The sequence below is a fragment of the Lentzea flava genome, assembly GCF_014648475.1.
Lineage (GTDB): Bacteria > Actinomycetota > Actinomycetes > Mycobacteriales > Pseudonocardiaceae > Lentzea > Lentzea flava.
This window is the reverse complement of record NZ_BMRE01000048.1, coordinates 18,031-44,641: the sequence shown is the minus strand read 5'-3', so window position 1 is coordinate 44,641 and position 26,611 is coordinate 18,031. Positions and strand designations below refer to the sequence as shown.

Annotated in this window: 20 protein-coding genes; 11 read left to right on the top strand and 9 right to left on the bottom strand. The window is 69.5% G+C overall.

Going from position 1 to position 26,611, the window contains the following annotated elements; all coding sequences use genetic code 11:
* Positions 1–237 precede the first annotated feature (237 nt).
* The gene (locus IEZ09_RS36265; RefSeq protein WP_189258346.1) at positions 238–1,341 is read left to right on the top strand and encodes a right-handed parallel beta-helix repeat-containing protein; all 1,104 of its coding nucleotides are present in this window, start codon (positions 238–240) and stop codon (positions 1,339–1,341) included.
* Between the two features lie 88 nt (positions 1,342–1,429).
* Here the strand turns inward: IEZ09_RS36265 and IEZ09_RS36260 are convergent, their stop codons facing one another.
* The gene (locus tag IEZ09_RS36260; RefSeq protein WP_229813279.1) at positions 1,430–1,885 is read right to left on the bottom strand and encodes an SLATT domain-containing protein; all 456 of its coding nucleotides are present in this window, start codon (positions 1,883–1,885) and stop codon (positions 1,430–1,432) included.
* Between the two features lie 35 nt (positions 1,886–1,920).
* Here IEZ09_RS36260 and IEZ09_RS36255 point away from each other — a divergent pair, with 35 nt between their 5' ends.
* Entirely contained in the window at positions 1,921–2,616 is a 696-nt protein-coding gene (locus tag IEZ09_RS36255; protein ID WP_189258345.1) for a PIG-L deacetylase family protein, read from the top strand.
* Positions 2,617–2,879: 263 nt separating this feature from the next.
* On the opposite strand, the gene IEZ09_RS36250 is transcribed toward IEZ09_RS36255, so the two are convergent.
* A complete protein-coding gene (locus tag IEZ09_RS36250; RefSeq protein ID WP_189258344.1) occupies positions 2,880–4,175 on the bottom strand; it encodes a UDP-glucose dehydrogenase family protein in 1,296 nt (431 codons plus the stop codon).
* The gene (locus IEZ09_RS36245; protein ID WP_189258343.1) at positions 4,175–5,506 is read right to left on the bottom strand and encodes a glycosyltransferase family 4 protein; all 1,332 of its coding nucleotides are present in this window, start codon (positions 5,504–5,506) and stop codon (positions 4,175–4,177) included. Before IEZ09_RS36245 ends, IEZ09_RS36250 begins: the two co-directional genes overlap by 1 nt.
* Positions 5,507–5,617: 111 nt before the next feature.
* Between IEZ09_RS36245 and IEZ09_RS36240 the strand changes: the two genes are divergently transcribed.
* The 3 genes from IEZ09_RS36240 (at position 5,618) to IEZ09_RS36230 (ending at position 10,786) form a co-directional block, all read left to right on the top strand.
* The gene (locus tag IEZ09_RS36240) at positions 5,618–7,627 is read left to right on the top strand and encodes a glycosyltransferase (protein ID WP_189258342.1); all 2,010 of its coding nucleotides are present in this window, start codon (positions 5,618–5,620) and stop codon (positions 7,625–7,627) included.
* A 2-nt stretch (positions 7,628–7,629) separates the two neighbouring features.
* Positions 7,630–9,453, top strand: coding sequence for an asparagine synthase (glutamine-hydrolyzing) (gene asnB / locus IEZ09_RS36235; RefSeq protein WP_189258341.1), 1,824 nt, complete (start codon positions 7,630–7,632; stop codon positions 9,451–9,453).
* 106 nt (positions 9,454–9,559) lie between these two features.
* The gene (locus IEZ09_RS36230; protein WP_189258340.1) at positions 9,560–10,786 is read left to right on the top strand and encodes an MFS transporter; all 1,227 of its coding nucleotides are present in this window, start codon (positions 9,560–9,562) and stop codon (positions 10,784–10,786) included.
* Here IEZ09_RS36230 and IEZ09_RS36225 read toward each other — a convergent pair.
* Positions 10,758–11,600, bottom strand: coding sequence for a glycosyltransferase (locus IEZ09_RS36225; RefSeq protein WP_189258339.1), 843 nt, complete (start codon positions 11,598–11,600; stop codon positions 10,758–10,760). The genes IEZ09_RS36230 and IEZ09_RS36225 overlap by 29 nt on opposite strands.
* 109 nt (positions 11,601–11,709) lie before the next feature.
* Between IEZ09_RS36225 and IEZ09_RS36220 the strand changes: the two genes are divergently transcribed.
* From IEZ09_RS36220 to IEZ09_RS36210, 3 genes are read left to right on the top strand one after another with little or no spacing between them, the layout of a single operon-like run.
* Positions 11,710–12,735, top strand: coding sequence for a glycosyltransferase (locus IEZ09_RS36220; RefSeq protein ID WP_229813278.1), 1,026 nt, complete (start codon positions 11,710–11,712; stop codon positions 12,733–12,735).
* Complete coding sequence (locus IEZ09_RS36215; protein ID WP_189258337.1) at positions 12,732–14,165, top strand: lipopolysaccharide biosynthesis protein; 1,434 nt, start codon at positions 12,732–12,734, stop codon at positions 14,163–14,165. Before IEZ09_RS36220 ends, IEZ09_RS36215 begins: the two co-directional genes overlap by 4 nt.
* Entirely contained in the window at positions 14,162–15,355 is a 1,194-nt protein-coding gene (locus tag IEZ09_RS36210; RefSeq protein WP_189258336.1) for a rhamnosyltransferase WsaF family glycosyltransferase, read from the top strand. The genes IEZ09_RS36215 and IEZ09_RS36210 overlap by 4 nt, the downstream gene beginning before the upstream one ends.
* Here the strand turns inward: IEZ09_RS36210 and IEZ09_RS36205 are convergent.
* The gene (locus IEZ09_RS36205; protein ID WP_189258335.1) at positions 15,348–16,316 is read right to left on the bottom strand and encodes a TolB-like translocation protein; all 969 of its coding nucleotides are present in this window, start codon (positions 16,314–16,316) and stop codon (positions 15,348–15,350) included. The genes IEZ09_RS36210 and IEZ09_RS36205 overlap by 8 nt on opposite strands.
* A gap of 137 nt (positions 16,317–16,453) precedes the next feature.
* Here IEZ09_RS36205 and IEZ09_RS36200 point away from each other — a divergent pair, with 137 nt between their 5' ends.
* Genes IEZ09_RS36200 through IEZ09_RS36190 form a run of 3 tightly spaced genes read left to right on the top strand, consistent with a single transcriptional unit; the run spans position 16,454 to position 19,377 of the window.
* Entirely contained in the window at positions 16,454–17,290 is an 837-nt protein-coding gene (locus tag IEZ09_RS36200) for a YveK family protein (RefSeq protein ID WP_189258334.1), read from the top strand.
* The gene (locus tag IEZ09_RS36195) at positions 17,269–18,591 is read left to right on the top strand and encodes an O-antigen ligase family protein (RefSeq protein ID WP_189258333.1); all 1,323 of its coding nucleotides are present in this window, start codon (positions 17,269–17,271) and stop codon (positions 18,589–18,591) included. The genes IEZ09_RS36200 and IEZ09_RS36195 overlap by 22 nt, the downstream gene beginning before the upstream one ends.
* Positions 18,592–18,642: 51 nt before the next feature.
* Entirely contained in the window at positions 18,643–19,377 is a 735-nt protein-coding gene (locus IEZ09_RS36190; RefSeq protein WP_189258332.1) for a maleylpyruvate isomerase family mycothiol-dependent enzyme, read from the top strand.
* A gap of 44 nt (positions 19,378–19,421) precedes the next feature.
* Here IEZ09_RS36190 and IEZ09_RS36185 read toward each other — a convergent pair whose 3' ends face one another.
* Genes IEZ09_RS36185 through IEZ09_RS36170 form a run of 4 tightly spaced genes read right to left on the bottom strand, consistent with a single transcriptional unit; the run spans position 19,422 to position 26,432 of the window.
* Positions 19,422–19,997 carry an acyltransferase gene (locus IEZ09_RS36185; protein WP_189258331.1) on the bottom strand — a complete coding sequence of 192 codons (576 nt, stop codon included), beginning with the start codon at positions 19,995–19,997 and terminating at the stop codon, positions 19,422–19,424.
* Complete coding sequence (locus tag IEZ09_RS36180) at positions 19,994–21,073, bottom strand: DegT/DnrJ/EryC1/StrS family aminotransferase (RefSeq protein WP_189258330.1); 1,080 nt, start codon at positions 21,071–21,073, stop codon at positions 19,994–19,996. The genes IEZ09_RS36185 and IEZ09_RS36180 overlap by 4 nt, the downstream gene beginning before the upstream one ends.
* Positions 21,070–21,717 carry a NeuD/PglB/VioB family sugar acetyltransferase gene (locus tag IEZ09_RS36175; RefSeq protein ID WP_189258329.1) on the bottom strand — a complete coding sequence of 216 codons (648 nt, stop codon included), beginning with the start codon at positions 21,715–21,717 and terminating at the stop codon, positions 21,070–21,072. Before IEZ09_RS36175 ends, IEZ09_RS36180 begins: the two co-directional genes overlap by 4 nt.
* Positions 21,714–26,432, bottom strand: coding sequence for a DUF4082 domain-containing protein (locus tag IEZ09_RS36170; protein ID WP_229813277.1), 4,719 nt, complete (start codon positions 26,430–26,432; stop codon positions 21,714–21,716). Before IEZ09_RS36170 ends, IEZ09_RS36175 begins: the two co-directional genes overlap by 4 nt.
* Between the last annotated feature and the right edge of the window lie 179 nt (positions 26,433–26,611).

The following is a 26,611-nucleotide window of genomic DNA, read 5'->3' as shown; positions in this document are numbered from 1 at the left end:
TAAAACCGTGATCTGCCAGCTCACCCCGGCGAGCTATTCCCGTCCGCCCGGAAGATGACCTTGCGGCACAACGAGATCCGCTTGACTCCTCCGGTCGGCCCGTGCAATGTGCAGTCCGTTCAACGGCCCCTGCGCGAACTCGGTCGCACGAGTTCCGTGAACATTCCGCACCGGCCGACGACACAATCAGCGAGTTCACGGTCCCCCGTCGTGAACGCGCGTGGAGGTAGAACCAGCGTGAGACTGAGATTGGCCGTGCTGCTGACCACCGGCGTCGTCGCCTTGGCCGCCTGTTCCGCGGCCGAGGCGGGCGACCCGAAGCCGGTGGCCGAGAGCACGAGCGCCACCTCGCCCAGCACGTCGGAGAGCTCCGCCGCCCCCAGCAGCAGCTCCGCGGCTCCCACGTCGGCGCCCCAGTCCGCCACCAACGGCCCCGTGAAGCCTCCGAACAACCCCGGCACGCCCGCCCCGGCCGGGGCGCCGGGCTGGAAGCTGACCCAGGCCAACACCGGCCTGGCCGCCGTCGGCCTGAACTGCGACTCCCTGCCCGTCTACACCGGACCGGCGAACCCCGGCGCGGGCACGGTCATCTCCGGCAAGCGCATCGAGCAGCCCCTCGTCCTCTTCGCGGGCAACATCACCGTCGAGAAGTCCTGCATCCGCCCCACCCGGCTCGACGAGGCCGCCCCGCTGGTCACGACGAACGGCCCGTGCGGCAGCAACTCCTGCCAGGTCACCGGCGCCCCGGTGACCATCCGCGACTCGAACATCGACGGCTCGAAGCTGTCCGCCTCCACGATCGCGAAGTCGTGCGCGTTCCTCGGCGTCGGCACCCTGCAGCGCAACTACATCACCGGCATGGGCTCCGGCATCTGCTTCTACAACACCGGCGCCACCCTCAGCGGCCTCGCCGAGGGCAACTACGTCCGCGGCCTGCGCACGGCCGGTGACGCGCACAACGACGGCGCCACCGTCCGCGACTTCCCGCTGGACCGCAACGCCGGACGCACGCTGACGTTCCGCAACAACCGCATCGACTGCTCCACCGGCCAGGACACCGGCGCGCTGTTCATCCAGACCTACGGCGATGACATCGACAACGTCACCGTCGAGGGCAACCTGCTGGAGGGCGGCGGCTACCAGCTCGGCCTGGAGTCGAGCCACGGCAACCGGTACGGCCGCAACATGAAGGCCATCAACAACCGCTTCAGCGGCAGCGGCTGGGGCGCGGCCTACGTGACCGCCAACGACGTCGGCTACAAGTGGGCGGTGTGGCAGGAGAACTACATCCTCGACCCCAACGCCCCGGACGCGAAGGGCAAGCCGGCGGGCACGCCGTAACAACCGATGAACGGCGCATTCGTCCACCTGAGGTGAACAAATGCGCCGTTCATCGCGAGCGCGTGCGCGAGCGCGTGCGCGGGCGGGTCTAGGCGTTGTCGCGGTACTTCATCCACCGCGAGCTGAGCGAGTCCCAGATCTCCTGGTACCGCTCGAACATCTCCCGCACCCGCTCGGGATCGACCTCGTCGGCGGGTGTGGCGGCGATGTAGTACCTCAGGTCGTCCTCCAGCCGGTGGAACCGGTAGCTGGCGTCCTCCATCAGCACCCACAGCGACCGCCAGGCGAAGAACGGCTCCAAAGCGGACACCACCGTCACCACCGCCACGAGCGAGAACGCCGTGCCCGTCCACGGATCCAGGTTCTGCAGCCCGAGGATGATCGTCGACGCCGCCGAAAGGACCAGCGTCGTCATCCGGACCGTCACCGACTTCCAGCGGAACCGGTGTTTGCGGGAGCGCGCGTAGGTGTGGCCCCGTTCGATCTGGGCGCGGAGGTGGTGGGCGAGTTCGAGCGGCTTCAGGCCGGACGGCAAGTCGGTCACGGGCCGCACAATAGTTACCGGGTACGGTCCCCCGCGTGGAGTTCGGCGGACCGAGAACCCTGCTGGCCGTGCACGCCCACCCCGGCGACGAGTCGACGTCGACCGGGGGCGTGCTTGCCCGCTACGCCAGACAGGGCGCCAGAACCGTGGTGGTGACGTGCACCAACGGCGAGTTCGACGACGCTCCGAACGGAGCCGTGCCCGGCGAGGTCGGCCACCACCCCAAGGCCGTGGCGGCGCATCGCAGGGCCGAACTGCAGGCGGCGTGCGACACGCTGGGCATCTCGGACCTGGAACTGCTGGGCTACCACGACTCCGGACCCGGCGGCGAGGTTCCGGAGGGCGGGCTCTGCACGATCCCGGTGGAGACCGCGGCCGGCCGGCTCGCCGCGCTGATCGAGCACTACCAGCCGCAGGTCGTCGTGACGCACTACAGCTCGCACCGCGACCACATGCACGTGATCCGGGTGGCCAAGCTCGCGGTCTACCGCACCGGCATCCCCGTCAAGCTCTACCTGACGGCCAGGGAGGGGTCGACGACGATCGACATCAGCGAGGTCGCCGACGTGAAGCGCAAGGCGTTGCTGTGCCACGCGAGCCAGCAGGTGCACGGGCCGTTCGCCTTGCAGGAACAGTACTTCCGCGCGCTCGACACCACCGGGGCGCCGCTGCCGGAGACCGATCTCTTCGCTGGCATCACCAACCACGGGCCGGATCTGCCGCGGTGGTGAGCGGGAGGCTCGCCACCGCGGCACGGCCTCAGAGCGGCAGCGCGGACAGCAGGCCGTTCGCGAGCTCGCTCGCCTGAGCGAGGAGACCGCTCGCCTGGTGCACGAGACCGCTGATCATGTCCATGAGTCCAGCCACGGTGGGAACCTCCCGGCAAGTCCCGGCGGGCTGGTCCCGCCGGGTGTTGCCGCCAGATCAAAGCGCCAGCGCACGAACACCGCGCGCCCACTCACCCCATTGAGCTAACTGGACTGTCTCAAATGGACTACCGGCGGCCCAGCGACGTGCAGGTGAAGCCCGCACGGCGAATGACGTCCGGGTCCAGGATGTTCCGCGTGTCGACGACGACCGGCTGCCGCACCGTCTCGGCCAGGCGGGCCCAGTCCAGCGAGCGGAAGTCCGGCCACTCGGTCAGCACGACGAGCGCGTCGACGTCCTTGGCCGCCTGGTACGGATCGTCCACAACGGACACCGAACCGAGGTCCGTGCCGCCGGTCAGCGCCGGGTCGTAGCCGACGAGGTCGGCACCGGCCTGCTTCAGCAGCGCCGCTACGGCCAGTGCCGGCGAGTCGCGCAGGTCGTCCGTGCCCGCCTTGAACGTGAGGCCCAGCAACCCGAGGCGCACGTGGGACAGCGAGCCGCCGCGCTTGCCGGTGACGGCGAGGCGGACCTTCTCGACCATCCGCTGGCGCTGGCGCTCGTTGGTGTCGATCGTGGCGCGCAGCAGGCGGAACTCGAAGTCGGCCGCGTCCGCGACCTGGAGCATCGCGTGGGTGTCCTTGGGCAGGCACGAACCGCCCCAGCCGGGACCGGGGTTGAGGAACGCCTGACCGATGCGCTTGTCGTAGCCCATGCCCTCGGTGACGTCGGTGATGTTCGCGCCGAGCCGCTCGCACAGCTCCGCCACCGCGTTGACGTACGAGAGCTTCATCGCGAGGAAGCAGTTCGCCGCGTACTTGACCATCTCCGCCGAGGCGGCGTCGGTCAAAACCGTTGGCGCGCCGAGACGCGCGTACAGGGCGGCGACGCGCTCGGCCGCGTCCTGCTGGTCGCAGCCGACGACGATCCGGTCCGGGTTGAGGAAGTCGTGGACGGCGGAACCCTCGCGCAGGAACTCGGGGTTCGACACCACCGCGACGTCGTCGCGGCGCAGCAGCTCGGCGGTGCGGACCGAGGTTCCCACCGGCACGGTGGACTTGTTGACGATCACGCACCCGGACGGCAGCAGGTCGCGCGTCTCGTCCACAACGGACTCGACGGCCTGGAGGTCCGCGATGCCGCCGACCCCCATCGGCGTCGGCACGCAGAGGAAGACGACCTCGGCGTCGGCCACCGCGGCCGAGGCGCCGAGCACGAACGACAACCGGCCGGACGCCAGGCCCTCGCTCACGAGCTCCGCGAGCCGGGGTTCGAGGATGTCGACCTCGCCGCGCGAGAGCCGCTCGACCTTGGTCTCGTCGACGTCCGCGCACACCACGCGGTGGCCCAGCGACGCGAGGCAGGCGCCGGTGGTCAGGCCGACGTAGCCGGTGCCGACGACCGCGATCCTTCTGACGAACATCATTCTCCCGTTCGGTTCACGGCGAACGCGCGGAGCACGGCGTCGTCGCTCACGTCGATCATCTTGTTGCCCCACTGGTCGGTGCCGGCCCCCAGCTCCGGCCTGCCGTCCGGGAACGGGCCGCGCGAGGCGAAGCCGGTGAGCCCGTCGAACACCGCCACGTAGTTCTCGGCCTGCGGGCGCCAGTCGAGCTCGGCCTCGCAGCGGCGGCGGCCCTCGAAACCGAGGCGTCCGCGGCGTTCGGCGTCGTCCAGCAGCTCCAGCAGAGCCGTGGTGAACCCCTCGACGTCACCAGGCTCGACGAAGACGGCGCACTCGCCGGCGGACACCACGGTCTCCGTGAGCCGGTACGTGACGACCGGCAGCGCGTAGGCCATGTACTCCATGGTCTTGTTCATCGTGGACACGTCGTTCAACGGCGACAACGGATCCGGGCCGAGACCGACGGCGGCCGTGGACAGGTACCGGGTGATCTGGTCGGGCCCGACACGTCCGGTGAACTCCACGTACGGGTCGAGGCCCCACGCCGTCGCCTGCTTCTTCAGGTCCTCCAGGCAGTCGCCGAAGCCCAGCAGCGCGAACCGGACGTCGGTGCGGCCGCGGTCGAAGACCACCCTGCGGGCCACTTCGAGGACACCGTCGACGCCGTCCTGCGGGCCCATGATTCCCAGGTACGCCACCAGATGTTTGCCGCCGCGCCGCAGTTCGTCCACGCCCTCGACAGGTCGCATCACGGTGGTGTCCGGGCCGGAGCGCACGACGGTGGTGTGCTCGGGCGGCACGGAACCGCGCGTCCACGCGATCTTCTGGTACGACGTGTTGGTCGACGTCACCCGGTCGGCCGTGCGGAACGTCCTGCGCTCCAGCCACTTCAGGATCCGGTACTGCAGCTTGCCAGCCACGCCCTTCGGCTCGCCGAACCGCGAGAGGAACACCTCGGGGTTGAGGTCGTGGTGGTCGAAGACGAACTTCACGCCGCCCAGCCGCCACAGCAGGGCGAGCGCCCAGTAGGTGTCCGGCGGGTTGCACGCCTGCATGACGTCGAACCGCCTGCGCGCGCGGACCTTCACGCTCAGCAACGCCGTGCGCACCCAGCAGTACAGGAACTCCCACGCGTAGCCGAGCGCCCCCTCGGCCTGGGGCGGCGGAGCGTACTTGTACAGGTGCACTCCGTCGAGGAGTTGGTAAGCGGGATCACCAGGACCCTTGGGGCAGATCACCGACACCTCGTAGCCCGCGGCGGTGAGGGCACGGCATTCCAGCCACACCCGGCGGTCCAGCGGCACGGGGAGGTTCTGCACGATGATCAACACGTGCGGCGATGACGTCACGCCTTGGTTCTCGTTCGAGAGGGCAAAACGGTTACAGGTTCCCCCGATCTCGTAACGGAGGTTCCGAAACGCTCGATGTAGCGGGCACAAGCCCAAAAGCGAGGAGCGGTTGTGGAGCGGTCACCTGTCGCGGTGGTCATCGTCACCTACCAGAGCGAACAGGTCATCGCGGGATGCCTGACCTCGCTGCCCGACGACGTGAAGGTGTTCGTCGTCGACAACGCTTCCACCGATGACACCGTGACTGTGGCGACCGCCACTCGTCCGGACGCGCACATCATCCGCAACCCGGTGAACGCCGGATTCGCCGCGGGCGTGAATCTCGGCATCAAGGCCGCAGAGGGCCACGACGTCCTGGTGCTCAACGCGGACGCCCGCCTGCACCCCGGCGCGGTCGAGGCGCTGAGCGCGGTGACGGGGCATCCCATCGTCGTGCCGAAGATCGTCGGCGTGGACGGGCTCACCCACTTCTCGCTGCGCCGCGAGCCCAAGCTGCGCACCGCGGTCTCCGAGGCGCTGATCGGCGGCTACCGCGCAGGCCGGATCGGGCTCGGCGCGACGGTGACCGACCTCAAGGCCTACGAGCACGCCCGCCCGGCGGAGTGGGCCACCGGCTGCGCGTGGATGATCAAGCGGGAAACCGTGGAGAGACTGGGCCTTCTGGACGAGCGCTACTTCCTCTATTCGGAGGAGGTCGAGTACATGCTGCGCGCCGGCGGCGTCTGGTTCGAGCCGCGCGCGGTGGTCACGCACATCGGTGGCGAGGTCTCCACGAACGCGCGGCTGTGGTCGATGCTCGCCGCGAACCGGGTCCGGCTGCACCGCGAGCGGCACGGCAGGTTCGCCGCGTTCCTCATGTGGCTCGCGGTGGTGCTGAACGAGGGCTTGCGCGCCCGTTCGCCCAAGCACCGGGCCGCGTTGAAGGGCCTGTTCCGGATGCGGGCCTGGCCGGAGGAAGTGGCGTCGGAGGGCCCGAGCTACCTGTGCTTCTCGGCGCAGGACTGGTGGTACCACAACCGGGCGCACTCCGACTTCCAGCTGCTGCGCCGGGTCGCGAAGCACCGCAAGGTGTTGCTGGTCAACAGCATCGGCCTGCGGATGCCGTCGCCGGGCAAGAGCACGCAGTTCCTGCGCCGGATCCTGCGCAAGGCCAAGAGCGTCGCGATGCTCGTGCGCCGGCCGATCCCCGAGACGCCGAACTTCTACGTCATGACGCCCGCTCCCCTGCCGTTCTACGGCAAGCCGTGGCTGCGCAAGCTCAACTCGGTGCTGGTGCGCACGCAGGTCCGGCTCGTCTGCCTGTTCCTGCGGATGGGCACACCGGTCGTCGTCGCGACGATTCCCACGGCGTGGGACGTGGTGGAGCCGATGCGGCACAAGGGCCTGATCTTCAACCGGTCGGACCGCCACTCGGCGTTCCCCGAGGCCGACCAGGGCACGATCGCCGCGCTGGAGAACCAGCTGCTGTCCAATTCGGACACCGTGCTCTACGTCAGCCGCGCGTTGCAGGAGGAGGAGTCGGCGCTGACCGGTGAGCGCGCGCACTTCCTCGACCACGGCGTGGACGTCGACCACTTCACCCGCCGCGACGAGCTGCCCGCCGACCTCGCGTCGATTCCCGGGCCGCGCATCGGGTTCTTCGGCAGCCTCGACGACTACCTGGTCGACTTCGACCTGATCGAGAAGGTCGCGCAGGAGTTCCCCGAGGCGTCGGTCGTGCTGATCGGTGACGCCACCTGCTCGATGGAGCGTTACGCCAAATATCCCAACGTGCACTGGCTGGACTTCCGGTCGTACGAGCAGATCCCCGGCTACGGCTCCGGTTTCGACGTGGCGCTCATGCCCTGGCTCGACAACGACTGGATCAAGCACGCCAACCCGATCAAGATGAAGGAGTACCTGGCCCTGGGCCTGGCCGTGGTGTCCACGGACTTCCCCGAGGTCGAGCGCTACTCCGACGTCATCAGGATCGCGAAGGGCGAGGCCGACTTCATCGACCAGATCCGGCTGACGCTCAAGGACGGCGGCCTGAAGACCCCCGCCGAGCGGCGTGCGGCCGTGCTCACCGCGTCGTGGGACTCCCGTGCCCGTGAGCTCATGCAGATCGCGGAGGGTCGCTGACCATGTGCGGTATCGCAGGCGTCAGACGGTTCGACGGCGCGCCCGTCTCCCGTGAGCTGCTCGCCGAGATGGCGAAGCGGCTGCACCACCGCGGGCCGGACGACAGCGGCTTCTGGTCGGAGGGTGCGATCGGCTTCGCCCACACCCGGCTCTCGATCATCGACCTGGCCGGGTCGCCGCAGCCGATGGCGGGCGCGTCGGGCACGACGCAGATCGCGTTCAACGGCGAGATCCTGAACTACCGGCAGCTGCGCTCCGAGCTGTCGTACCCGTTCCGCACGCAGGGCGACACGGAAGTGCTGCTGGCGCTGTACGAGCAGCACGGGCCGTCGGCGGTGACGAAGCTGCGCGGCCAGTTCGCGTACGCGATCCACGACGCGAAGACCGCTGAGACACACCTGTTCCGCGACCGGCTGGGCATCCTGCCGCTGTACTACTACGCGGACTCGTCATTCTTCGCCTTCGCGTCCGAGATCAAGGCGTTGCTGCCCGCGATCGGCTCCGCCGACGTCGACCACGAGTCGCTGCACGACTACCTGGCGCACCGCTCGGTGCCCGCGCCCCACACGCTGCTGCGCGGCGTGCGGAAGGTGCCGCAGGGCCACCACCTCGTGGTGTCGGCCGACGGGACCGTGCGGACCGAGCCGTACTGGGAGCTGCCGCGCGAGTCGCAGATCCTTTCGGTGACGCCGGAGGAGGCCGTCCGGCTGGTCGACGAGGCGCTGACGGCGTCGGTGCGGGACGCGCTGGTCGCGGACGTGCCGGTCGGCGCGTACCTGTCCGGCGGCGTGGACTCGTCGTTGATCACCGCGCTGGTGGCCCGTGAACGCGACGGCGCCCCGCTGCACACGTTCTCCGCGGGCTTCGGCGACCCGCGCGTCGACGAGCTGCACTGGGCCGAGAAGGTCGCCGGGATCGTCGGCAGCGAGCACCACAGCGTGGTCGTGACGGCCGACGACTTCCGCGACAGCTGGGCGAAGCTGTCCTGGCACCGTGACGCGCCGCTGTCCGAGCCCGCCGACGTGGCGGTGTTCCGGCTCGCCGAGCTCGCGCGCCGGGACGTGAAGGTCGTGCTGTCCGGTGAGGGCAGCGATGAACTGTTCGGTGGCTACCCGAAGTACCGCTTCGCCGCGGCCACCCGGTACGCGGGCGTGCTGCCGTCCGCGGCCCTGCGGCGCTTCGAGAAGGCTCTACCGGCGTCGAAGGCGCGGCTGGGCATCGCGGTGCGCGCGATCGCCGAACCCACGTACGCGGAACGCATGCGGGGCTGGTTCGCGCCCTTCACCGTGGCCGAACGGGCCGCGTTGCTGGGTGGGCCTGCGACGCGGTCCGTGCTGGCGCCCTATGAGAACGGGCGCGGCGACGCGTTGCGCCGCATGCTCTACGCCGACTCGCACACCTGGCTCGCCGACAACCTCCTGGAACGCGGCGACCGCATGTCGATGGCCGCGTCGCTGGAGCTGCGGCCGCCGTTCCTCGACCACCGGGTGGCGGAGCTCGCGTTCTCGTTGCCCAGCAGCGTGAAGGTGCGCGGCGGCACGACCAAGTGGGTCGTGAAGGAGGTCGCGCGCCAGCACCTGCCCGCCGATGTCGTGGACCGGCCGAAGTCGGGCTTCAAGGTGCCGCTGGACGCCTGGTTCCGCGACGGGTTGCGGGACATGGCCTACGACCTGCTGACCGGCCCCACGTCGTTCGTGGGCAAGACCTTCGACCGGGCGGCCGTCCGCGCGCTGCTCGACGACCACGACTCGGGTGACCGCAACGAGCAGCCGCGCATCTGGACGCTGCTGTCGCTCGAGGTGTGGCACCAGACTCTGAGCTGGTAGGACACCCATGATCCTCCCGATGTTCGCGATGAAGGGCTCCTTCATCCACCTCAGGTTGATGAAGGAGCCCTTCATCGCAGCCAACGCAGGGGCGGGGTGGTAGAGGGTGTACGTCGCCTCGTCGCGTCCGTCCAAAACAGACTTCCGCAAGAGGTTGCCGAGCACGGTCTTCGCACTCGGCACGGTCAGCCTGCTGACCGACGTCTCGGCGGAGATGATCACCGCGTTCCTGCCGGTGTACCTGCTCTTCACGCTCCAGCTGGGCTACGCGCAGTTCGGTCTGCTGGACGGCATCTACACCGGCGCCACGGCGGTGCTGCGGCTGGTCGGCGGCGGCATCTCGGACAGGTTCCGCAAGCCCAAGGCCGTCGCGGCGGCCGGGTACGGGCTGTCGGCCGCCACCAAGGTGTTCTTCCCGCTGGTGGGCGCCTCACCGTTCGGCATCGGCGCGCTGATGGCCGCGGACCGGGCGGGCAAGGGCATCCGGACGGCGCCGCGGGACGCGATGATCTCGCTGGCCACGCCGGAGGACCGGCTGGGCGCGGCGTTCGGCGTGCACCGCAGCATGGACACGTTCGGTGCCCTGCTCGGGCCGCTGGTGACGTTCCTGCTGCTCGCCCAGATCGGCATGGTGCCGGGGCCGATCTTCGCGGTGTCCGCGGCGTTCGCGGTCATCGGCCTGATCGTGCTGATCTCGTTCGTGCGCGAGACCCCGGCGAAGGAGCAGCCGAAGGGGCCGCGGCCGTCGTTCCGGGCGGGTCTCAACCTGCTCACCGACCAGGGGTTCCGCCGGACCACGATCTCCGCCGGCCTGCTGGGGCTCGCGACGGTGTCGGACGCGTTCGTCTACGTGCTGGTGCAGAAGGCCACGAGCATCTCGCTCGGCTACCTGCCCCTGCTCCCGCTCGGCACGGCGGTCGTCTTCCTCGCGGCCGCCGCGCCGCTCGGGAAGCTCGCGGACCGGGTCGGCCGCTGGCGGATGTTCCTGGCCGGGCACGCATTGCTGCTCGGTGTGTACGCGCTGCTGTTCATCCCGGAAGGCGGGATGGTCATCGCGGTGGTGGCGCTGGTGCTGCACGGGTTGTTCTACGCGGCCACGGACGGTGTGCTCTCGGCCAAGGTGAGCGAGACGGCGCCGGAGTCGCTGCGGGCGTCCGGGCTTTCCGTCGTGCAGACCGGGCAGGCGCTGGGCCGTCTCGTTTCGTCCGTCGCTTTTGGACTGCTGCTGCAGTACACGAGCTTCACGACCGGCGTGACGGTGGCGCTGGCGGCACTCACCGTCACGCTCGTCGTGAGTTATGGCATCAACCGCGAGCAGCCAGCTTCTGCTTGATCGCCTCGAAGCCGCCCTTGCCGAGCACCTTCATCGCCGCGTTCTTCGCCGCCACCCGGCCGGAGTCGCGCACGAACCGGATCGGCTGAGCCACCAGCCGGTCCTGCGCCACGGCCTTCAGGCCGGGCTCGGGCACGTCGTCCAGAGCGGTGCCGAACGAGCCCCGGTACGGCTGCGGCGAGACCAGCCGGCCGCGGGTGCGGTTCGAGACGTTGCCGCCGTGCACGACCTGCAGCCAGCCCGGCGCGCCGCCCAGCTCCACGACCGGGAAGTGCAGGTGCATGTGGTTGTGCCAGTGCGCCCAGCACGTGACGGGCTCGTCCCAGCTCTCGCGGACCGAGACGAACGCGTTGTGCCGGTCCACCCGGTGGTACAGCCCGCCCGGCGCCTTGATCAGGCCGTTGACCAGGTAGTACGCCGCCGTGGTGGTCGGGCGGGGTGCCGCGCAGAGCCGTTCCACGAAGTCGACGGCCAGGCCGTCGTCGTTGTCCAGGTTCGTGGTGATGAGCTCGTCGCCGGTCCGGGAGTACAGCGACCGGATGTCCGATCTGAGTTCCTCCCGCGAGACCTCCGCGCGGTAAACGGGCGTGTACGCGTCACCGTGTCCGGCGATTTTGTCCTTGAGCCACTTCGGTGATTCGGGGTCGAAATAGATGAGCCACCGCGTCCGTTTGTCCGTCTGCGCGAGGACGGATGGCAGGCAGTAGCGCTCGAACAGCGCAACGCGCTCGGTCAGCCATCCTTCCTTTGCCCGGACGTAACTTTCGGCGCCCTTCGACGGCAGGTTGAAGCGCGTCAGGATGACGTGGTCCATGACTCCCCTTACTCCGGTCACCACTACATCGTCCGAAGGGCCCAAAACGTTGCGGCGCTAACGAAAACGCCGCCAGACCGATAACCAGGTTGTGCCAACGCTTCCCACAGTGGACGTCGTGATCCCCTGTTACAACTACGCCCACTTCCTGCCGGCCTGTGTCCGCAGCGTCCTCGACCAGCCCGGTGTGGACGTGCGGGTGCTTGTGATCGACGACACGTCGTCGGACAACACCCCCGAGGTGATGGCCGAGCTGATGGCCGCCGACAAACGCGTCGAGGGCCGCAGGCACGAGGTGAACAAGGGGCACATCGCCACCTACAACGAGGGCCTGCTGGAGTGGGCGAGCGCCGACTACACGGTGCTGCTGTCCGCGGACGACCTGCTGGCGCCGGGAGCGTTGCAGCGCGCGGCCGCGGTCTTCGAGCAGAACCCGGACGTGGGCATGGTCTACGGGCGGGTCGTGTACTACAGCGACCACGACGCGTTGCCGAAGGTCACCCAGCTGCCGACGACGTCGAGGGTCTGGCGCGGTGAGCAGTGGATCGAGAACCGCTTCCGCAGCAGCCGCAACGTGATCTCCTCGCCCGAGGTCGTGGTGCGCACCAAGATCCAGCAGAAGGTCGGCGGCTACCGGGCCGACCTGCCGCACGCGGGCGACCTCGAGATGTGGCTGCGGATCGCGGCCGTGTCCGACATCGGCTACGTGAGCGGCAAGCCCGCCGCGTACTACCGGGTGCACGAGAACTCGATGATGCGCACGACGTTCAAGTCGGTGTTCGCCGACCTCGAACAGCGCCGTGACGTGTTCGACCTCGTGCTGGAGGAGAACCCCGGCCTGCCCGCGAGACTCAAGCCGTTGGCGCGCAAGGCCATCGCGGGTGACGCGCTGTGGCGCGCGGTCCGGCTGCACGACCGCGACCAGCTCGACGGCACCGAGAAGGAGCTGCTCGACTTCGCCCGCGAGACCTACCCGGCGCTCGAGGAGCTGCCGGAGTACAGGGCGTTGCTGCGGCGCCAGAAGTTCAGCCCCGCGTTCCTGAGCCGTACGCAGTTGTTCCTCGCACCGCACGCCTACAAGCGGGCGAAGCTGTGGGTCGGCACGCAGCGCTGGAAGTGGCGGGGCGAGTGGTGACCCAGCAGCTCGAAGGCTCGGTCTCCAGCGCCATCCGGTGGAGCGCGATCAACTCGCTGCTGCAACGGCTGGCCGCCGTCGGCTTCAGCATCCTGCTCGCCCGGCTGATCGCGCCCGAGCAGTTCGGTGTCTTCGCGGTCGCGCTGGTCGTGCTCAACATCGTGCTGAGCGTGTCGGAACTCGGCGTGAGCGCCGCGCTGGTGCGCACCAGCGGCCCGGTCGAGGAGATGGCGCCGACCGTCACGACGCTGTCGCTCGCGTCGGGCACGGTGCTGGCGTTGATCTGCGTGATCGGTGCGCCGTGGTTCGCCGGCGCGATGGACACACCGGAAGCGACCGGTGTGATCCAGCTGATGTCGGTCGCGCTCGTCATCGCGGGCGCCACGGCGGTGCCGGGCGCGATGATGCAGCGGAACTTCCGGCAGGACCACAAGTTCTACGCCGACACCGCCGCGTTCGTGTGCGGTACGGCGGTCGCCGTCGTGCTCGCGCTGATGGGTTTCGGCGCGTGGAGCCTCGCGTGGCAGCGGATCGCGCAGAACCTGTCCGCGGCGATCATCATGTTCTGGCTCACCAAGGACAGGTTCCGGCCGGGCTGGGACCCGGTGCAGGCCCGCGCGCTGCTCGCGTTCGGCCTGCCGCTCGCCGGGTCGAGCCTGCTGATCTTCGGCGTGATGAACGTCGACTACATCGTGGTCGGCTCGCTGCTCGGGACCGTGCCGCTGGGCTTCTACCTGCTGGCGTTCAACCTGGCGAGCTGGCCGGTGTCGGCGTTCTCCGCGCCGGTGCGGTCAGTCTCTTTGGCCGCGTTCTCCAAGGTGCGTGAGGACCCCGAGTTGTTCCAGAAGTCGTTCGGCCGCGCGCTGGGGCTCCTGGCGCTCGTGACGGTGCCCGCGTGCGTGCTGCTGGCCGCCCTGGCCGAACCGTTGATCCGGGTGGTCTACGGCGAGCGCTGGGCACCCGCGGCGGCCGCGCTCGCGTTGCTGGTGCTGCTCGGCGCGGTCCGGGTCGCGCTGGAGCTCGGCTACGACTACCTGGCCTCGGCCGGGCGGTCGCGGGCGATCCTGGTGATCCACGTGGTGTGGCTGGGCGCGCTGGTGCCGTTGCTGGCGCTCGGCGCGAAGCTCGACGGCATCCGCGGGGTCGCGGCGGCGCACGTGATCGTCGCGGTGCTGATCATCACGCCCGCGTACCTGGTCGCGTTCAAGCCGTACGGGGTGCGCGCCGGTGCGTTGGGCGCGCGGCTGTTGCGGCCGTTCCTCGGTGGTGTGCTGATGGTCGCGGTGGTGCTCGCGGTCCGGCACGTGATCGACGGCGAGCTGCCGCAGATCCTCGTCGGCGGCACGCTCTCGTGCCTCGCCTACGCGCTCGTGGTGTTCCCGATGAGACACGAAGTCCTTGGCGTGCTGCGGAAGAGAGCCGACGCGTGAGACGACTCAGACAGGTCACGAAGATCGTCCGCGAGCAGGGCGCGCGGCAGCTCGGCATCCGCGTGCTCACCGCCGCCACGCGCAGGCTGGGCGCCGAGGGCGAGGACCTGCCCGTGCGCCTGGAGGACGTCCGCAAGGCCGACGTCGAGGCGCGCAGGCCCGTGGTGATCCCGCCGATCCCGCCGGACGGCAAGCTCACGATCAACTGGGTGACCACTCCCCCGTCCAAGGGCTCCGGTGGCCACACCACGATGTTCCGGCTCATCCGGCACCTGGAGTCGCTCGGCCACGAGTGCCGGCTGTACCTGTACGAGACGTTCGGCAACGCCGTCGCCGACCTGGAACCCGTGGTGCGCGCGGCGTTCCCGTTCTTCCAGGGCTCGATCCACGACGTCACCGAGGGCATGGCGGACGCCCACGCGGTGTTCGCGACGGCGTGGATCACCGCGTATCCGGCGTTCAACGACCCGTGCGCGGGCAAGAGGTTCTATCTCGTGCAGGACTACGAACCGTGGTTCTACCCGGCCGGTGGCCTGTACGCGCTGGCGGAGAACACCTACCGGATGGGCATGCACGGCTTCACGGCCGGGCGGTTCCTCGCCGACAAGGTCCGCGACGAGCACGGCATGCCCGCCGACCACTTCGACTTCGGCTGCGACGCGGACAGGTACAGGCTCGGCGACGACAAGCGCGACGGCATCGTCTTCTACGCCCGGCGCAAGGCACCGCGCCGGGCGTTCGAGCTCGGCGTGCTGGCGCTGGAGGTGTTCGCGGAGAAGCACCCCGACCTGAAGATCCACGTCTACGGGGAGAAGATCGGGCGGCTCGGCCCGCAGTTCCACGACCACGGCCTGGTCACGCCGGACGAACTCAACGCCATCTACAACCGGTGCTTCGCCGGGTTGTCGCTGTCGATGACCAACGTCTCTCTGGTGCCGCACGAGATGCTCGCGGCCGGATGCATCCCCGTGGTGAACGACGCGCACTTCAACCGCGTAGTCCTGGACAACGACCACGTCCGGTACGCGGCACCCACCCCGCACTCGCTGGCGCGTGCTTTGTCCGAAGTGGTCACATCGCCGGACTTCGACGCGATCGCCCGTGCGGCCGCGTCCAGTGTGGAGGGACGTTCCTGGGATGCGGCAGGCCATGAGCTCGAAAAGGTGCTCCGCCGCGAACTCGCTACCTGACGGGCGACGGCGACGTGGCCTCCGGGATGAGGACCTTCGCGGGCTGCGAGCCGTCGGCGGGCGCGACGTGAACGGCGGGAAGCTTGGCGTCCTTGGGCACCGCGGCGAACGCGAGCTCGGTCTCGCTCAGCCACGTCGCCTGGTCGTCGACGCCCGCAGTGCCGGGCAGCCGCTTCTCCGTGTTCGTGGCGAGGTCGAGCACCGCGAGGTCCCACGGGCCGAGGCGGCCGATGCGCTTCTTGTAGGCGACCTTCGTGCCGTCCGGCGACAGCGACGGGCACTCGGCGTCGCGGCGCAGCGACGTGACGGTCTCGGCGGCGAGATCACCCTTGACCAGCCAGGTGAAGCCACCGCTGGCCAGCGTCGCGTAGAAGGCGTTGTCGTCGGAACCGACGGTCAGGCCCCAGTAGTTGACGTCACGCGCGGTGAGCGGGGCACCCTCCACCGTGGCGGCGAAGTGCTCGAGCGACTCGACGGTCTCGCCGGTCCGGACGTCGAAGAAACCGGTCCTGGTGGAGAACCCGCCGGGCACCGAGTACGAGTCGCCGGTGACGAAACTGGTCCAGGACACCACGTTCCCGGACTTCGACACCTTCGCGCGGCTCGGGACGCCGGGCAGCGCGACGGTCTTCACGATCTTGCCGTCGCGGCTGATCTCGGCGCCGTAGACCGGGCCGGGACCGGCGAGTTTGAGGCACACGCTCGTGCCACCGGCGGCGTAGAAGCGCTGGCAGGCGAGGTCGGTCGGGGTGCGGGCACCGCCGCCGGCGAGCTTCTCGACGCGGTTCTGCCCACCGGCGAGGTCGACGAACAGCAGGTCGCCGGTCTTGGCCTGCGAGACGTGCTCGGCGCCCGCCGCCGGTTCGTTCGCGTTGGTGGCGGCCGTGACGACGTAAGCCGCTGTCCCGCCGATGACCACGAGAATGGCCGCGACGGTCACGGTCAGTCGTCGTACACGCATGCTGCCTCCTGGATTCCTCCCCTTCATCGTCTCGTGGCTACGGCCTGTAACAGTTCGCAGCTCACCACGATTTTCCAGGCAGGCGATACCCTACGAACATTGCGTTCGCAAGACCGAGCCGCGGATCGGGGTTTTTGATGGATTTCTGGGGAACCGTACGAGTGCTGCGGCGGCGGTGGTACATCGCCCTGCCCGCAGTGCTGCTCACCGGTGTCCTCGCCCTGTACGTCTACATCACCGTGCCCACGCGGTACGAGTCGAGCGGCGTGCTGGTCCTCACCTCCCCCGCGGCCGGTGGGCGGTACTCGGAGAAGACCAAGCCGGAGGACGTGGTCAAGGTCAACCCGCTGCTGCAGTTCGACGGCAGCCTCACGACCACCGCGCAGATCCTGACGCAGATCCTCGGCGACCCGAAGACAGCGGAGGAGCTGGCGGGCAAGGGCTCCACGGCGACGTACACCGCGAACACCGGCCCGGTCGGCGGCCCGCTGCTGTTCATCTCGACCGAGGCCGACTCGGCGGAAGCGGCCGAGGGCCTGGTGGGCAAGGTGCTCGACAAGACGGTGGCGGAGCTCGCGTCGCAGCAGAAGGCGCTGAACGCTCCCGAGCAGACGTTCATCACGGCGCAGATCCTGGTGAAGCCGACGACGGCCTCGGCCAAGATCGGCGGCAAGGTCCGGTACGTGGGCGCGGCGACGGTCGTGTTGCTGCTGCTCACGATCGCCTCGACGTTCGCCGCCGACTCGATCCTGCTGAAGGCCAAGCGCCGCAAGGAGGGCACGGCACCGTCCGAGAAGGACACCGCCCCGCCGCCCCCGCCCCCGGTGCGGCCGCAGCCACAGCCGCAGGGCAACGGCGCGCCGCCGCCCCCGCACCGGCCGCCGAACCAGGGCATCCCCAACGCGCACCAGAAGACGGTCATCATCCCCGCGCCCAAGCCACCAGACCCGGCATGGCCGACCAAAGACGACTGACCGAGCAGCGTGCCGACGGCGCCACCCTGCTGATCTTCTACGTCCTGGCGCTGCTCGTCGTCCCGGCCAGGTTCACCATCGCGTTCGTCCCGATCACGCTGCCGCCGGCGTTGTTCGTGGCGCTGTGCCTCGCGGTGCTGTGGTTCGCCGCGCACCTCGTCGACCACCTCGCGATGGCCAAGGGGCGCAACGCGGTCCGCACGCTGCTCGCGGTGTACGTGATCCTGCACCTCACGACGTACGCCGTCGCCACGCGCCGCTACCTGCCGCCCGACGAGCTGTCGGTGTCGGACTCGGCCTTGATCAGGATCGTGGCGATGGCGGCGCTCGCGGTGTTCGTGTGCGACGCGGTCCGCAGCGGTGAACGGCTCAGCCGCCTGCTGCGGGTCATGGTGGGCTGCCTGACGTTCGGCGCGTTCATCGGCCTGATCCAGTTCGGCCTGGGCCTCGACCTGGCGTCGTACGTGACGCTGCCCGGCCTGCGCGTGCAGGACAACGGCTACTCGGCGCTGGAGTCGCGGTCGATCTTCTTCCGGCCGGCCGGCACCGTGAACCACCCCATCGAGTTCGGCCTGGTGTGCGTGCTGGGCGTGCCGTTCGCCGCGCACTTCGTGTTCCAGGCCCGCGACCGCGGCGAGCCGCAGGGCCGCTGGTGGTGCGCGCTGTCGCTGCTCAGCCTGATGGCGATCCTGTCGCTGTCCCGCACCGCGATCATCGGCCTGGTGGTGACGGGCGTCGTGCTGGGCGTGCTGCTCCCCCGCAGACGCGGCCTGCCGCTGCTCGGTGTGGGCGCGGTGTTCCTGGGCGGTGCGGCGGCCGTCGTACCCGGCCTGCTCGGCACGGTCACGTCGATGTTCTCCAACATCGAGGACGACCCGTCGTTCCAGGGCCGCACCAAGGACTACGACGGCGCGTGGCTCGAGATCGCCAAGCACCCGTGGCTGGGCCGCGGGTTCGGCACGTTCCTGCCGTCGAAGTACACGATCCTCGACAACCAGTACCTGCTGACGATGATCGAGAACGGCTACCTGGGCCTGATCGCCTACGTGCTGCTGTTCCTCGGCGGCATCTTCGCGGCGCTGCGGGCCCGCGCGCTGTCGAAGGACGAGAACGTGCGGGGGCTCGCGGTCTGCCTGGTGGGCGCGATGCTGACGTCCGCGCTGGGCGCCGCGACGTTCGACATCCTCAGCTTCAGCGTGGCGACCGGGATGTCGTTCCTGCTGATCGGCGCCTCCGGCGCGCTGCTGCGGATCGCCAAACAGCAGGCCGCTGTCAGGGCGGCTCCGGTCAGGGCCGGCTGAAATTCGCTGTCGCGCCGCCGATCGAGGTGGTAGACAGCCGCGGTGCAACTGATGTTTCCCGATCTCCTGCGGCTGATCGACGAGCGCACCGCCGCCTTCTGCGCCGCCGTCGCCGCGTCCGACCTCGACGCGCAGGTGCCCAGCTGTCCCGAGTGGACGCTGTACGACCTCGTGCAGCACCTGGGCGACGGACGCCGCAAGTGGGCCGCCATCGTCGCCGCGGGGCCCGCCTCCGCTCCCCCGGACAGGACTCCCGCCGTCGCCCCGCGGGAGCGCACTGCCGCGGTGGCGTGGATGGCCGAGTCCACGCGAGAGCTGCTGACCGCGCTGGAGGAGGCCGGTCCGGACCGCGGGTGCTGGACGCCCTGGGGTGATTCTCAGTCACCGCAGACCAGCGGTGCCGCCGCCCGGCGCCAGCTCCAGGAGATCACGATGCACACCTACGACGCGCAGCTCACCGCGGGCGATCCGCGGCCGCTGCCGGACGAGATCGCGCTCGACGGCGTCGACGAGTTCCTGTCCACCTGCGTCGCCACGACGAGCGCCTGGCCGCACGAACCCGCTGTCCTCGACTACCACGTCACCGAGGGCCGCTCGTGGCGGATCTGGCTCGACGCCGACGGTGCCCGGCACGGCGCCGTGGCCGAGGACGAGCCCGACGCCACCGTGCACGGCCCGGCCCGCGAGTTCCTGTTGTGGTTCTACGGCCGCACGCAGGGGGAGTCGTTGAAGCTGGACGGCGACCTGCGGGTGCTGGACCGGCTCGTGGAGTGGGAACCCGAATAGCGAGAAGGCCGCCGAAGCCGGGCTTCGGCGGCCTCACACGTGCGCTAGACGGCTTTCAGGCCGTCCGGGGCCTTCTCGTGCCCGGTACCGCATTCCGGGCAGGAGAGGTCGTCTGAGAGCCGCGCACCGCACGCGCAGACCCAGCCCTTCACGACCGCCGGGTTGCCCGCCACGAACGCGTGCGCGGGCACCGAGCGGGTGATCACCGAACCGGCCGCGGCGAACGCGTGCTCGCCGATCTCCGTGCCGCACACGACCACCGTGCCCGCGCCGAGCGTCGCGCCGCGGCGGACCAGGGTGGTCTCCAGGGCGTCGCCGGTCTTCTTGACGTGGGCGCGCGGCCTGAGGTCGTTGGTGAACAACACGTTCGGGCCGAGGAACACGTCGTCCTCGCAGGTCACGCCATCGAACACCAGCGTGCCGTTCTTCACCGTGACGTTGTCGCCCAGCACCACGCGCGACTCGACGAACGCGCCGTCGCAGATGTTGCAGTCACGGCCGATGCGGGCGCCGGGCAGCACGTGCGCGAAAGCCCACACGCGGGTGCCGTCGCCGACATCGGAGGATTCGCACAGCCCGTGCGGGTGCACCCGCACACCGCTCTTCGCCGCGTCAGTCACTTCAGGGCCTCCGTCAGTGCCTCCACCACGCGAGTCTGCTGCGACTCGGTGATCTCCGGGAACAACGGTAGCGACAGCAGCTCCGCGGCGGACTGCTCGGCGACCGGGAACGAGCCGTCCAGGTGACCGAACGCGCCCGTCCTGTGCAGCGGTGTCGGGTAGTGGATGCCCGCCCCGATGCCGGCGGCGTGCAGGGAGGACAGCACGCGGTCGCGGTCCGGCACGCGCACGACGTAGAGGTGCCACACCGGCAGGTTGCCGTCCAGCACCACGGGAACGCGCACGCGCTCGACGTCCGCCAGCATCTCGGTGTACCTGGCCGCGGCCGCGCGGCGGGCCTGGTTCCAGCCCTCCAGGCGGCGCAGCTTCGCCGACAGCACCACGGCCTGCAGCGTGTCGAGGCGGCTGTTGAAGCCGAGCACCGGGTGCTCGTACTTGCGCGGCGAACCGTGCTCGCGCAGGAGCTTCACCGACTCCGCGATGGCGTCGGACGTGGTGAGCACCGCGCCGCCGTCGCCGTACGCGCCGAGGTTCTTGCCGGGGTAGAACGAGGTCGCGGCGGCGACACCGAGGCCGCCGACGGACACGCCGTTGCGACGCGCGCCCTGAGCCTGCGCGGCGTCCTCGACGACCGGCACACCGGTGATCAGCTCGACGGGCGCGGCCTGGCCGTAGAGGTGCACCGGCACAACGGCCTTGGTGCGCGAAGTGACCACAGAGGACACCTGGGAGGCGTCGATCAGCAACGTGTCGTCGACGCAGTCCACCAGCACCGGCGTTGCGCCACAACGCGCGACCGCCTCCGCGGTGGCGATGAAGGTGTTGGCGGGCAGCACGACCTCGTCGCCGTGGCCCACATCGAGCGCACGCAACGCGAGTTCGATCGCGTCGGTGCCGTTGCCGACCCCGATCGCGTGCGGAACTTCCTGGTAGGCGGCGAACTCCGACTCGAACCGGGCGACCTGCGGGCCGTTGATGAAGGCTGTCGTCTTGAGCACCTCTGCCCAGCCGTCGGCCACCTCGTCGGCCACCTGCTCGTGCTGGGCACGCAGGTCCACCAGCGGAATCTCGATCACGCGCTCTCCCCACGCAACGGGCGGGCCGGCACACCGGCCCACGTCTCTCCTGCGGGAACGTCCTGCAGGACAACGGCTCCCATGCCGACGACGGCACCGGCGCCGATCTTGCACCCTTCGCGCACCATGGCTCCCTGTCCCAGGTACGCGGACTCCCCCACGAACACCGAGCCCCCGAGCGAGGCGCGGCCGGCGAACGTGACGCCGTCCGACACCTCGTCGTCGTGGGTGATCAGCACGTGCGGCATCGCCACCACGTGCCTGCCGATCGACAGCGGGGTCGTGATCACGACACCCGCCAGCAGAACCGTGCCACAGCCGAGCGTCGCACCGGACGTGACGGCCGCCGGGTGCACGACGGTCGCCCACCGCTCGTCCGGCAGCCCCAGCCGTGACACCAGGGACAAGCGGGACAACGGCCGCCGCGCGTTCGCGACGCAACACACGACGGCCGCGTCCGGGTGCTCAGCCAGCTGCGAGATCCCGCCCAGCACGGGCACCCCGTCGATCAGGGTGCCGTGCAGGGCGGCGGTGTCGTCCAGCGCCCCGACGGGGTTCCAGACGTCCGGGAGGAGGCGGACCGCCGCGAGCACCTCGCGAGCGAGTCCACCTGCCCCGATCAGCAGCAACGGCTGTGGCGTCACTGGAACACCACGTCGACCCAGTAGTTGCCACCGTTGTAGGTCGTCGTCGGGAACCCGGACCCGGCGGTGAACACACCCGCCGACGCCGTGGCACCCAGCGGCGGCGAGGTCACCGTGCCGAAGTAGCCGGCGTTCACCGCGTAGTGACCCGTGGTGGTCGTGTACGAGGCCACGTAAGTGGTCCCGGCCGTGATCGACACCGGCGACGAGAACGTCAGCGTCTGCCAGCCCGACTCGGTCTCGTTCGAGAACGTGCCGGTGGCCAGGCGCTGGCCGTCCGCGGACCAGAGCGATCCGGTGTGGGTGCCGGTGTTCCCGGCGCCCTTGTAGAACTTCACCGCGGTGATCTGGCCGTTGGCCGTGGACGTGAACTTCACGCCCAGCTCGTACGCGCCGGTGTCGTCCGCGGAGGTCACCGTCGGCACGGTCGCCGCGCTGAACAGCGAGCACGGACAGGTCTGCGTCGTCGCCGAGGTGAACGACCACGTGACCGGGTTCGCCATCATGTTGCCGAACGTGTCGGACATCTTCACCGACACCGTGTACACAGTGGACGCCGCGAGCCTGGCGGCCGGCGTGAACGTGACCATCCTGCCGTCCGGCGACAGCGACAGCGTGCCGGCGATGCGAGCGCCACCGGGATCGCTGACCGTGAACTGCGCGCCGTTCAGGTCGACGGCCTCGTCGAACGACGCGGTGACCACCGACGTCAGGTCCACTTCGGACGCTCCGGACAGCGGCGTGTGCGACTGCAGCACCGGTGCCGCGTTGTCCGCGTTCGGCTGGTAGACGACGTCGACCCAGTAGTTGCCGGAGCCGTACGTCATCGTCGGGAAGCCGGAGCCGGGCACGAACACGCCGTTCTGCTCCTGCGGTGCCGTCAGCGGCGGCGAGTTCACCGCACCCGTCGAGAAGTACCCGCCGTTCACCGCGTAGTGGCCGGTGGTCGTCGTGTACGACGCGGTGTAGGTCTGCCCGGCGCTCACGACGACGGGCTGCGAGAACGTCAGCGTCTGCCAGCCGGTCGCGGTCTCGTTCGAGAACGTGCCGGTCGCGAGCCGCTGACCGGACGCGTTCCACAGCGAGCCGGTGTGCGTGCCGGTGTTGCCCGCGCCCTTGTAGAAGCGGACACCGGTGATCTGGCCGGACTGCTGCGGCGTGAACCGCACACCGAGTTCGTACGCGCCGCCGTCGTCGGACGACGTCACGGTCGGCACCGTGGCCGTGCTGAACAGCGAACACGGACAGGTGGGCGTGGTCGTGGTCGTGAAGCCCCACTCCGCGGGCGTCGGCATCGCGACGCCGTTGACGTCCGCGATGCCCACGTGCGCCTGGTACCGCGTGCCGGCGACGAGCTTGCCGGACGGCGTCCACGTCACGGTCTTCTGGTCCGCGGACAGCGACACCGAGCCGGACAGCTTGGCGCCCTTGGGGTCGGTCAGCCAGATCTGCGCCGACGCGGGGTCGACCGGCTCGTTGAACGTCGCCGTCAGCGTGCTCTGCAGGCCCACGTTCGTTGCGTCGACGGCCGGCGTGCGGTTCGTCAGCGACGGCGGCGTGGTGTCGCCGTTCAGGCCGTTGCGGTAGATGACGTCGACCCAGTAGTTGGTCGCGTTGTACGACGAGTTCGGGAACCCGCCGCCGCTGCCGTAGCGGTAGACGCCGTTGCCGCCGTCGACGCCGTTGGCGAGCGCGTGCAGCGACTGGTAGTCCGCGCCCTGGCCGTTGAAGTAGCCGGAGCTCACCGAGTACTTGCCGTTCGGGGCGTAGTACGAGACGACGTAGGTCGTGTTCGCCTGCACCGCGACCGGCGAGGTGAACATCAGCTTCTGCCAGCCGGACGTGGTCTCACCGCTGAACGTGCCCTGGGCCAGCAGCTGGCCCGACGAGGTCCACAGTGAACCGGTGTGCGTGCCGGTGTTGCCCGCGCCCTTGTAGAAGCGGACGCCGAGCACCTCGCCCTTGCCGTCGAAGCGGACCTTGGTGCCGAGCTCGACCGCGGTGTTGTCACCGGAGTCGACCACCGCGGGTGCCGCGAAGTCGTCCCAGATCGTGCACGGGCAGTTCGCCGGGCGCGGCGATCCGGTCGTGAACGTCCAGCTCGACTGCGTGGACATGTTGTTCGACGCGTCCGCGGCCTTCATCGTGACCGTGTAGGACGTGGCGGCCGCGAGCGGGGCCGACGGTGTGAACGTCACCGTGCGGGCGTCGGCGGACAACGACTTCGTGCCGCTGACGGCACCGGCCGGGCCGGTCACCGTGACCTGGGCCGAGCTCAGCGTGACGTTCTCGTCGAACGTGCCGGACACCGTGGTGTTGAGCGCGACCGAACCGGCGTTGGACACCGGCGACATCGCGGTCTGGATCGGCGCGCGGGTGTCGGGACCGGGGTCCGGCGCCCACACCACGTCGACCCAGTAGTTGGTGTTGTCGAACGAGTTGTTCGGGAACCCGGCGCCGAAGCGGAACACGCCGTTCGGTCCGTCCACACCGGACTTCAGGCCGGTGATCGGCTCCATGTACGCCTGCTGGTTGAAGAACCCGCCGGTGTCGTACGCGAAGTGACCGGTCGGCGTGAAGTACGAGACCACGTAGGTCGTGTTGGCGGTCACCGCGACCGGCGACGGGAAGAGCAGCGTCTGCCAGCCCGTCGGCGACTCGTTGGTGAACGTGCCGGTGGCGAGCAGGTCGCCGTTCGCGGACCACAGCGACCCGGTGTGCGTGCCGGTGTTGCCGGTGCCCTTGTAGAACTTCACGCCGCGGACGTAGCCGTTGCTCGCGGCCCGCCACTTCACGCCGAGCTCGAGCTGGGAGTTGTCGTTGGCGGAGGTGACCTTCGGGACCTCCTGGCCGGAGAACATGCCGCACGGGCAGGTGCGGGCCGCCACGTTCGGCGTGGCCTGCACCGGCGTGGACAGGTTCAGCGAGTCGTCGACCGCGCGCACCTTCAGCGACGCGGTGCCGGACTGCGACGGCGTGTACGTGTAGCTCCACGTCGTCTGGCCCGCCTGCCAGTTGGCGTAGTGCCAGCGGGTGCCGCCGTCGGTCGACACCTCGACGCCCGCGACCTTGCCGGACGCGTCGATCACGGTGCCGCCGAACGTGTACGGCTGGCCGACGGTGGACTGCGCCGGCTGGTCCGTGATGAGCACGCTCGGCGCCGCGTTGTCGTTGATGGCACCGGAGATGACGAGCTGGTCGGCCGCCCACAGCTGGTAGGGCTGCACGCCCATGTCCGCGAGGAAGTTGACGGTCGCCTGCTTGATCCGCTTGTCCGACGTCGGGGTGTTGGTGAGGAACGCGTGCTCGTCGTCCACTCCCCACGCCCACTGGACGGTGCCCGCGCCGAACACCAGCGCACCGGAAGGCGCCTTGTAGTACGTGATCGCGTGCGTCTCGGGGCCCGAGCCGTACTCGTCGCCGTAGTTCTTCAGCCCGTAGTAGCCGTCGAGGTTGACCGTGGTGCGCGACATCTGGGCCACACCGGCGGGCTGATAACCGTTGTCGTACACGGTGTTCCACTCGTAGCCCAGGGTGCCGGGCTGGAACGTGTACGTGGTGCCGGAGGCCAGGTTCGGCAGGTCGGTGTTGCGCCAGAGCCGCATCTTGCCGTACGCGGCGGGCACCTGCAGCGAGTCGTCGCGGCGGCCGTTGACGGTGAACATGTTGCCCAGCAACGCGTTCTCCGGCCTGCCACCGTCCTGCGGCGGGCTGTAGCGCGGGTCGCGCCACGTGCCGGTCCAGTCGTTCAGGCCGTCGTTCTGGGTGCCCTTGGTCTCCTTGAAGCAGGCGAGCGTGCGCCAGTCCGTCTGGGACGAGTCGATGCTCTTCTCCCAGCGGGTCTTCCAGAAGATCTCGTTGCCCGTCAGGAACGCCATGTGCACGCCGGCGTCGCGGGCCGCCATGACGTTGTTCCACTGCTCGTTCGACCAGTACTCGTCGTGGCCGACGGCCATGAACACCTTGTGGTTCTTGATCAGGTGCCCGCGCCGGGCCGAGTCCATGTCGGTCGTGTAGCTCACGTCGTACCCGTTGCGCTCCAGGAACCTCAGCATCGGGTACTCGGCGTTGAAGATGAAGTTCTCGTCGCCGTCGCCGCCGGTGTACGGGCGGTTGTAGCTGACCTTGTACGACGAGCCGCCCTGGCCGGGGCCGTCACCGAAGTAGAGGCTGTTGCCGCCGTAGCGGTTGTAGGCGACCCAGGTGGCGTCGGAGGTCTGGAAGAAGATCTTGGACGTCGAGGTGTCGTCGCGGACGACGAACACGATCTCGTTCTCCGCGCCGGTGTCGTTGCGCGTCAGGCGCGCGTAGTAGATGCCGGACACCGCGGTGGCGGGGATGTTCCAGCTGACCGACACGGCCCAGTTGCCGCAGTCGATGAGCGCGGTCGGTCCGTCCCGCAGACATGGTGGCTGGTTCTGCGGTGTGTTCCGGTTGACCGTGCCCATGTAGCGCGCGCCCTTGCCCGCGTACCAGCCGAGCCGGTAGATGTCGAGCTTGTAGGACGACGCCGACGTCAGCATCTTGAAGTTGACGGTCTGGCCGGGGGTGTAGCTGATGTCCGTGGTGTAGCCGAGGATCGCGTCGTCGCGGTACTGGGCCTGCCAGTTGTCGGCACCGGGCTGGGTGTTCTCGCACGCGACCTTGTTGGTGACCGGGAAGTCACACGGAGCCGCGTGTGCGCTGGGCGCGTTGAACACACCTAGGACGAACATCGTGGATGCGATTAACGCCGTGATCACAAGCACTCGCACGAGACGCGACTGCTGAGCCACCATGGGGTTTCACCTCTCGGACGGAGTTACCGTGTGTGATCCGCGCACTACGCTGGACAGCACAGGGCTGCTACTCCGAACGTCGGCGATCTCGTTGGAACCGTTACGTGGCAACACAA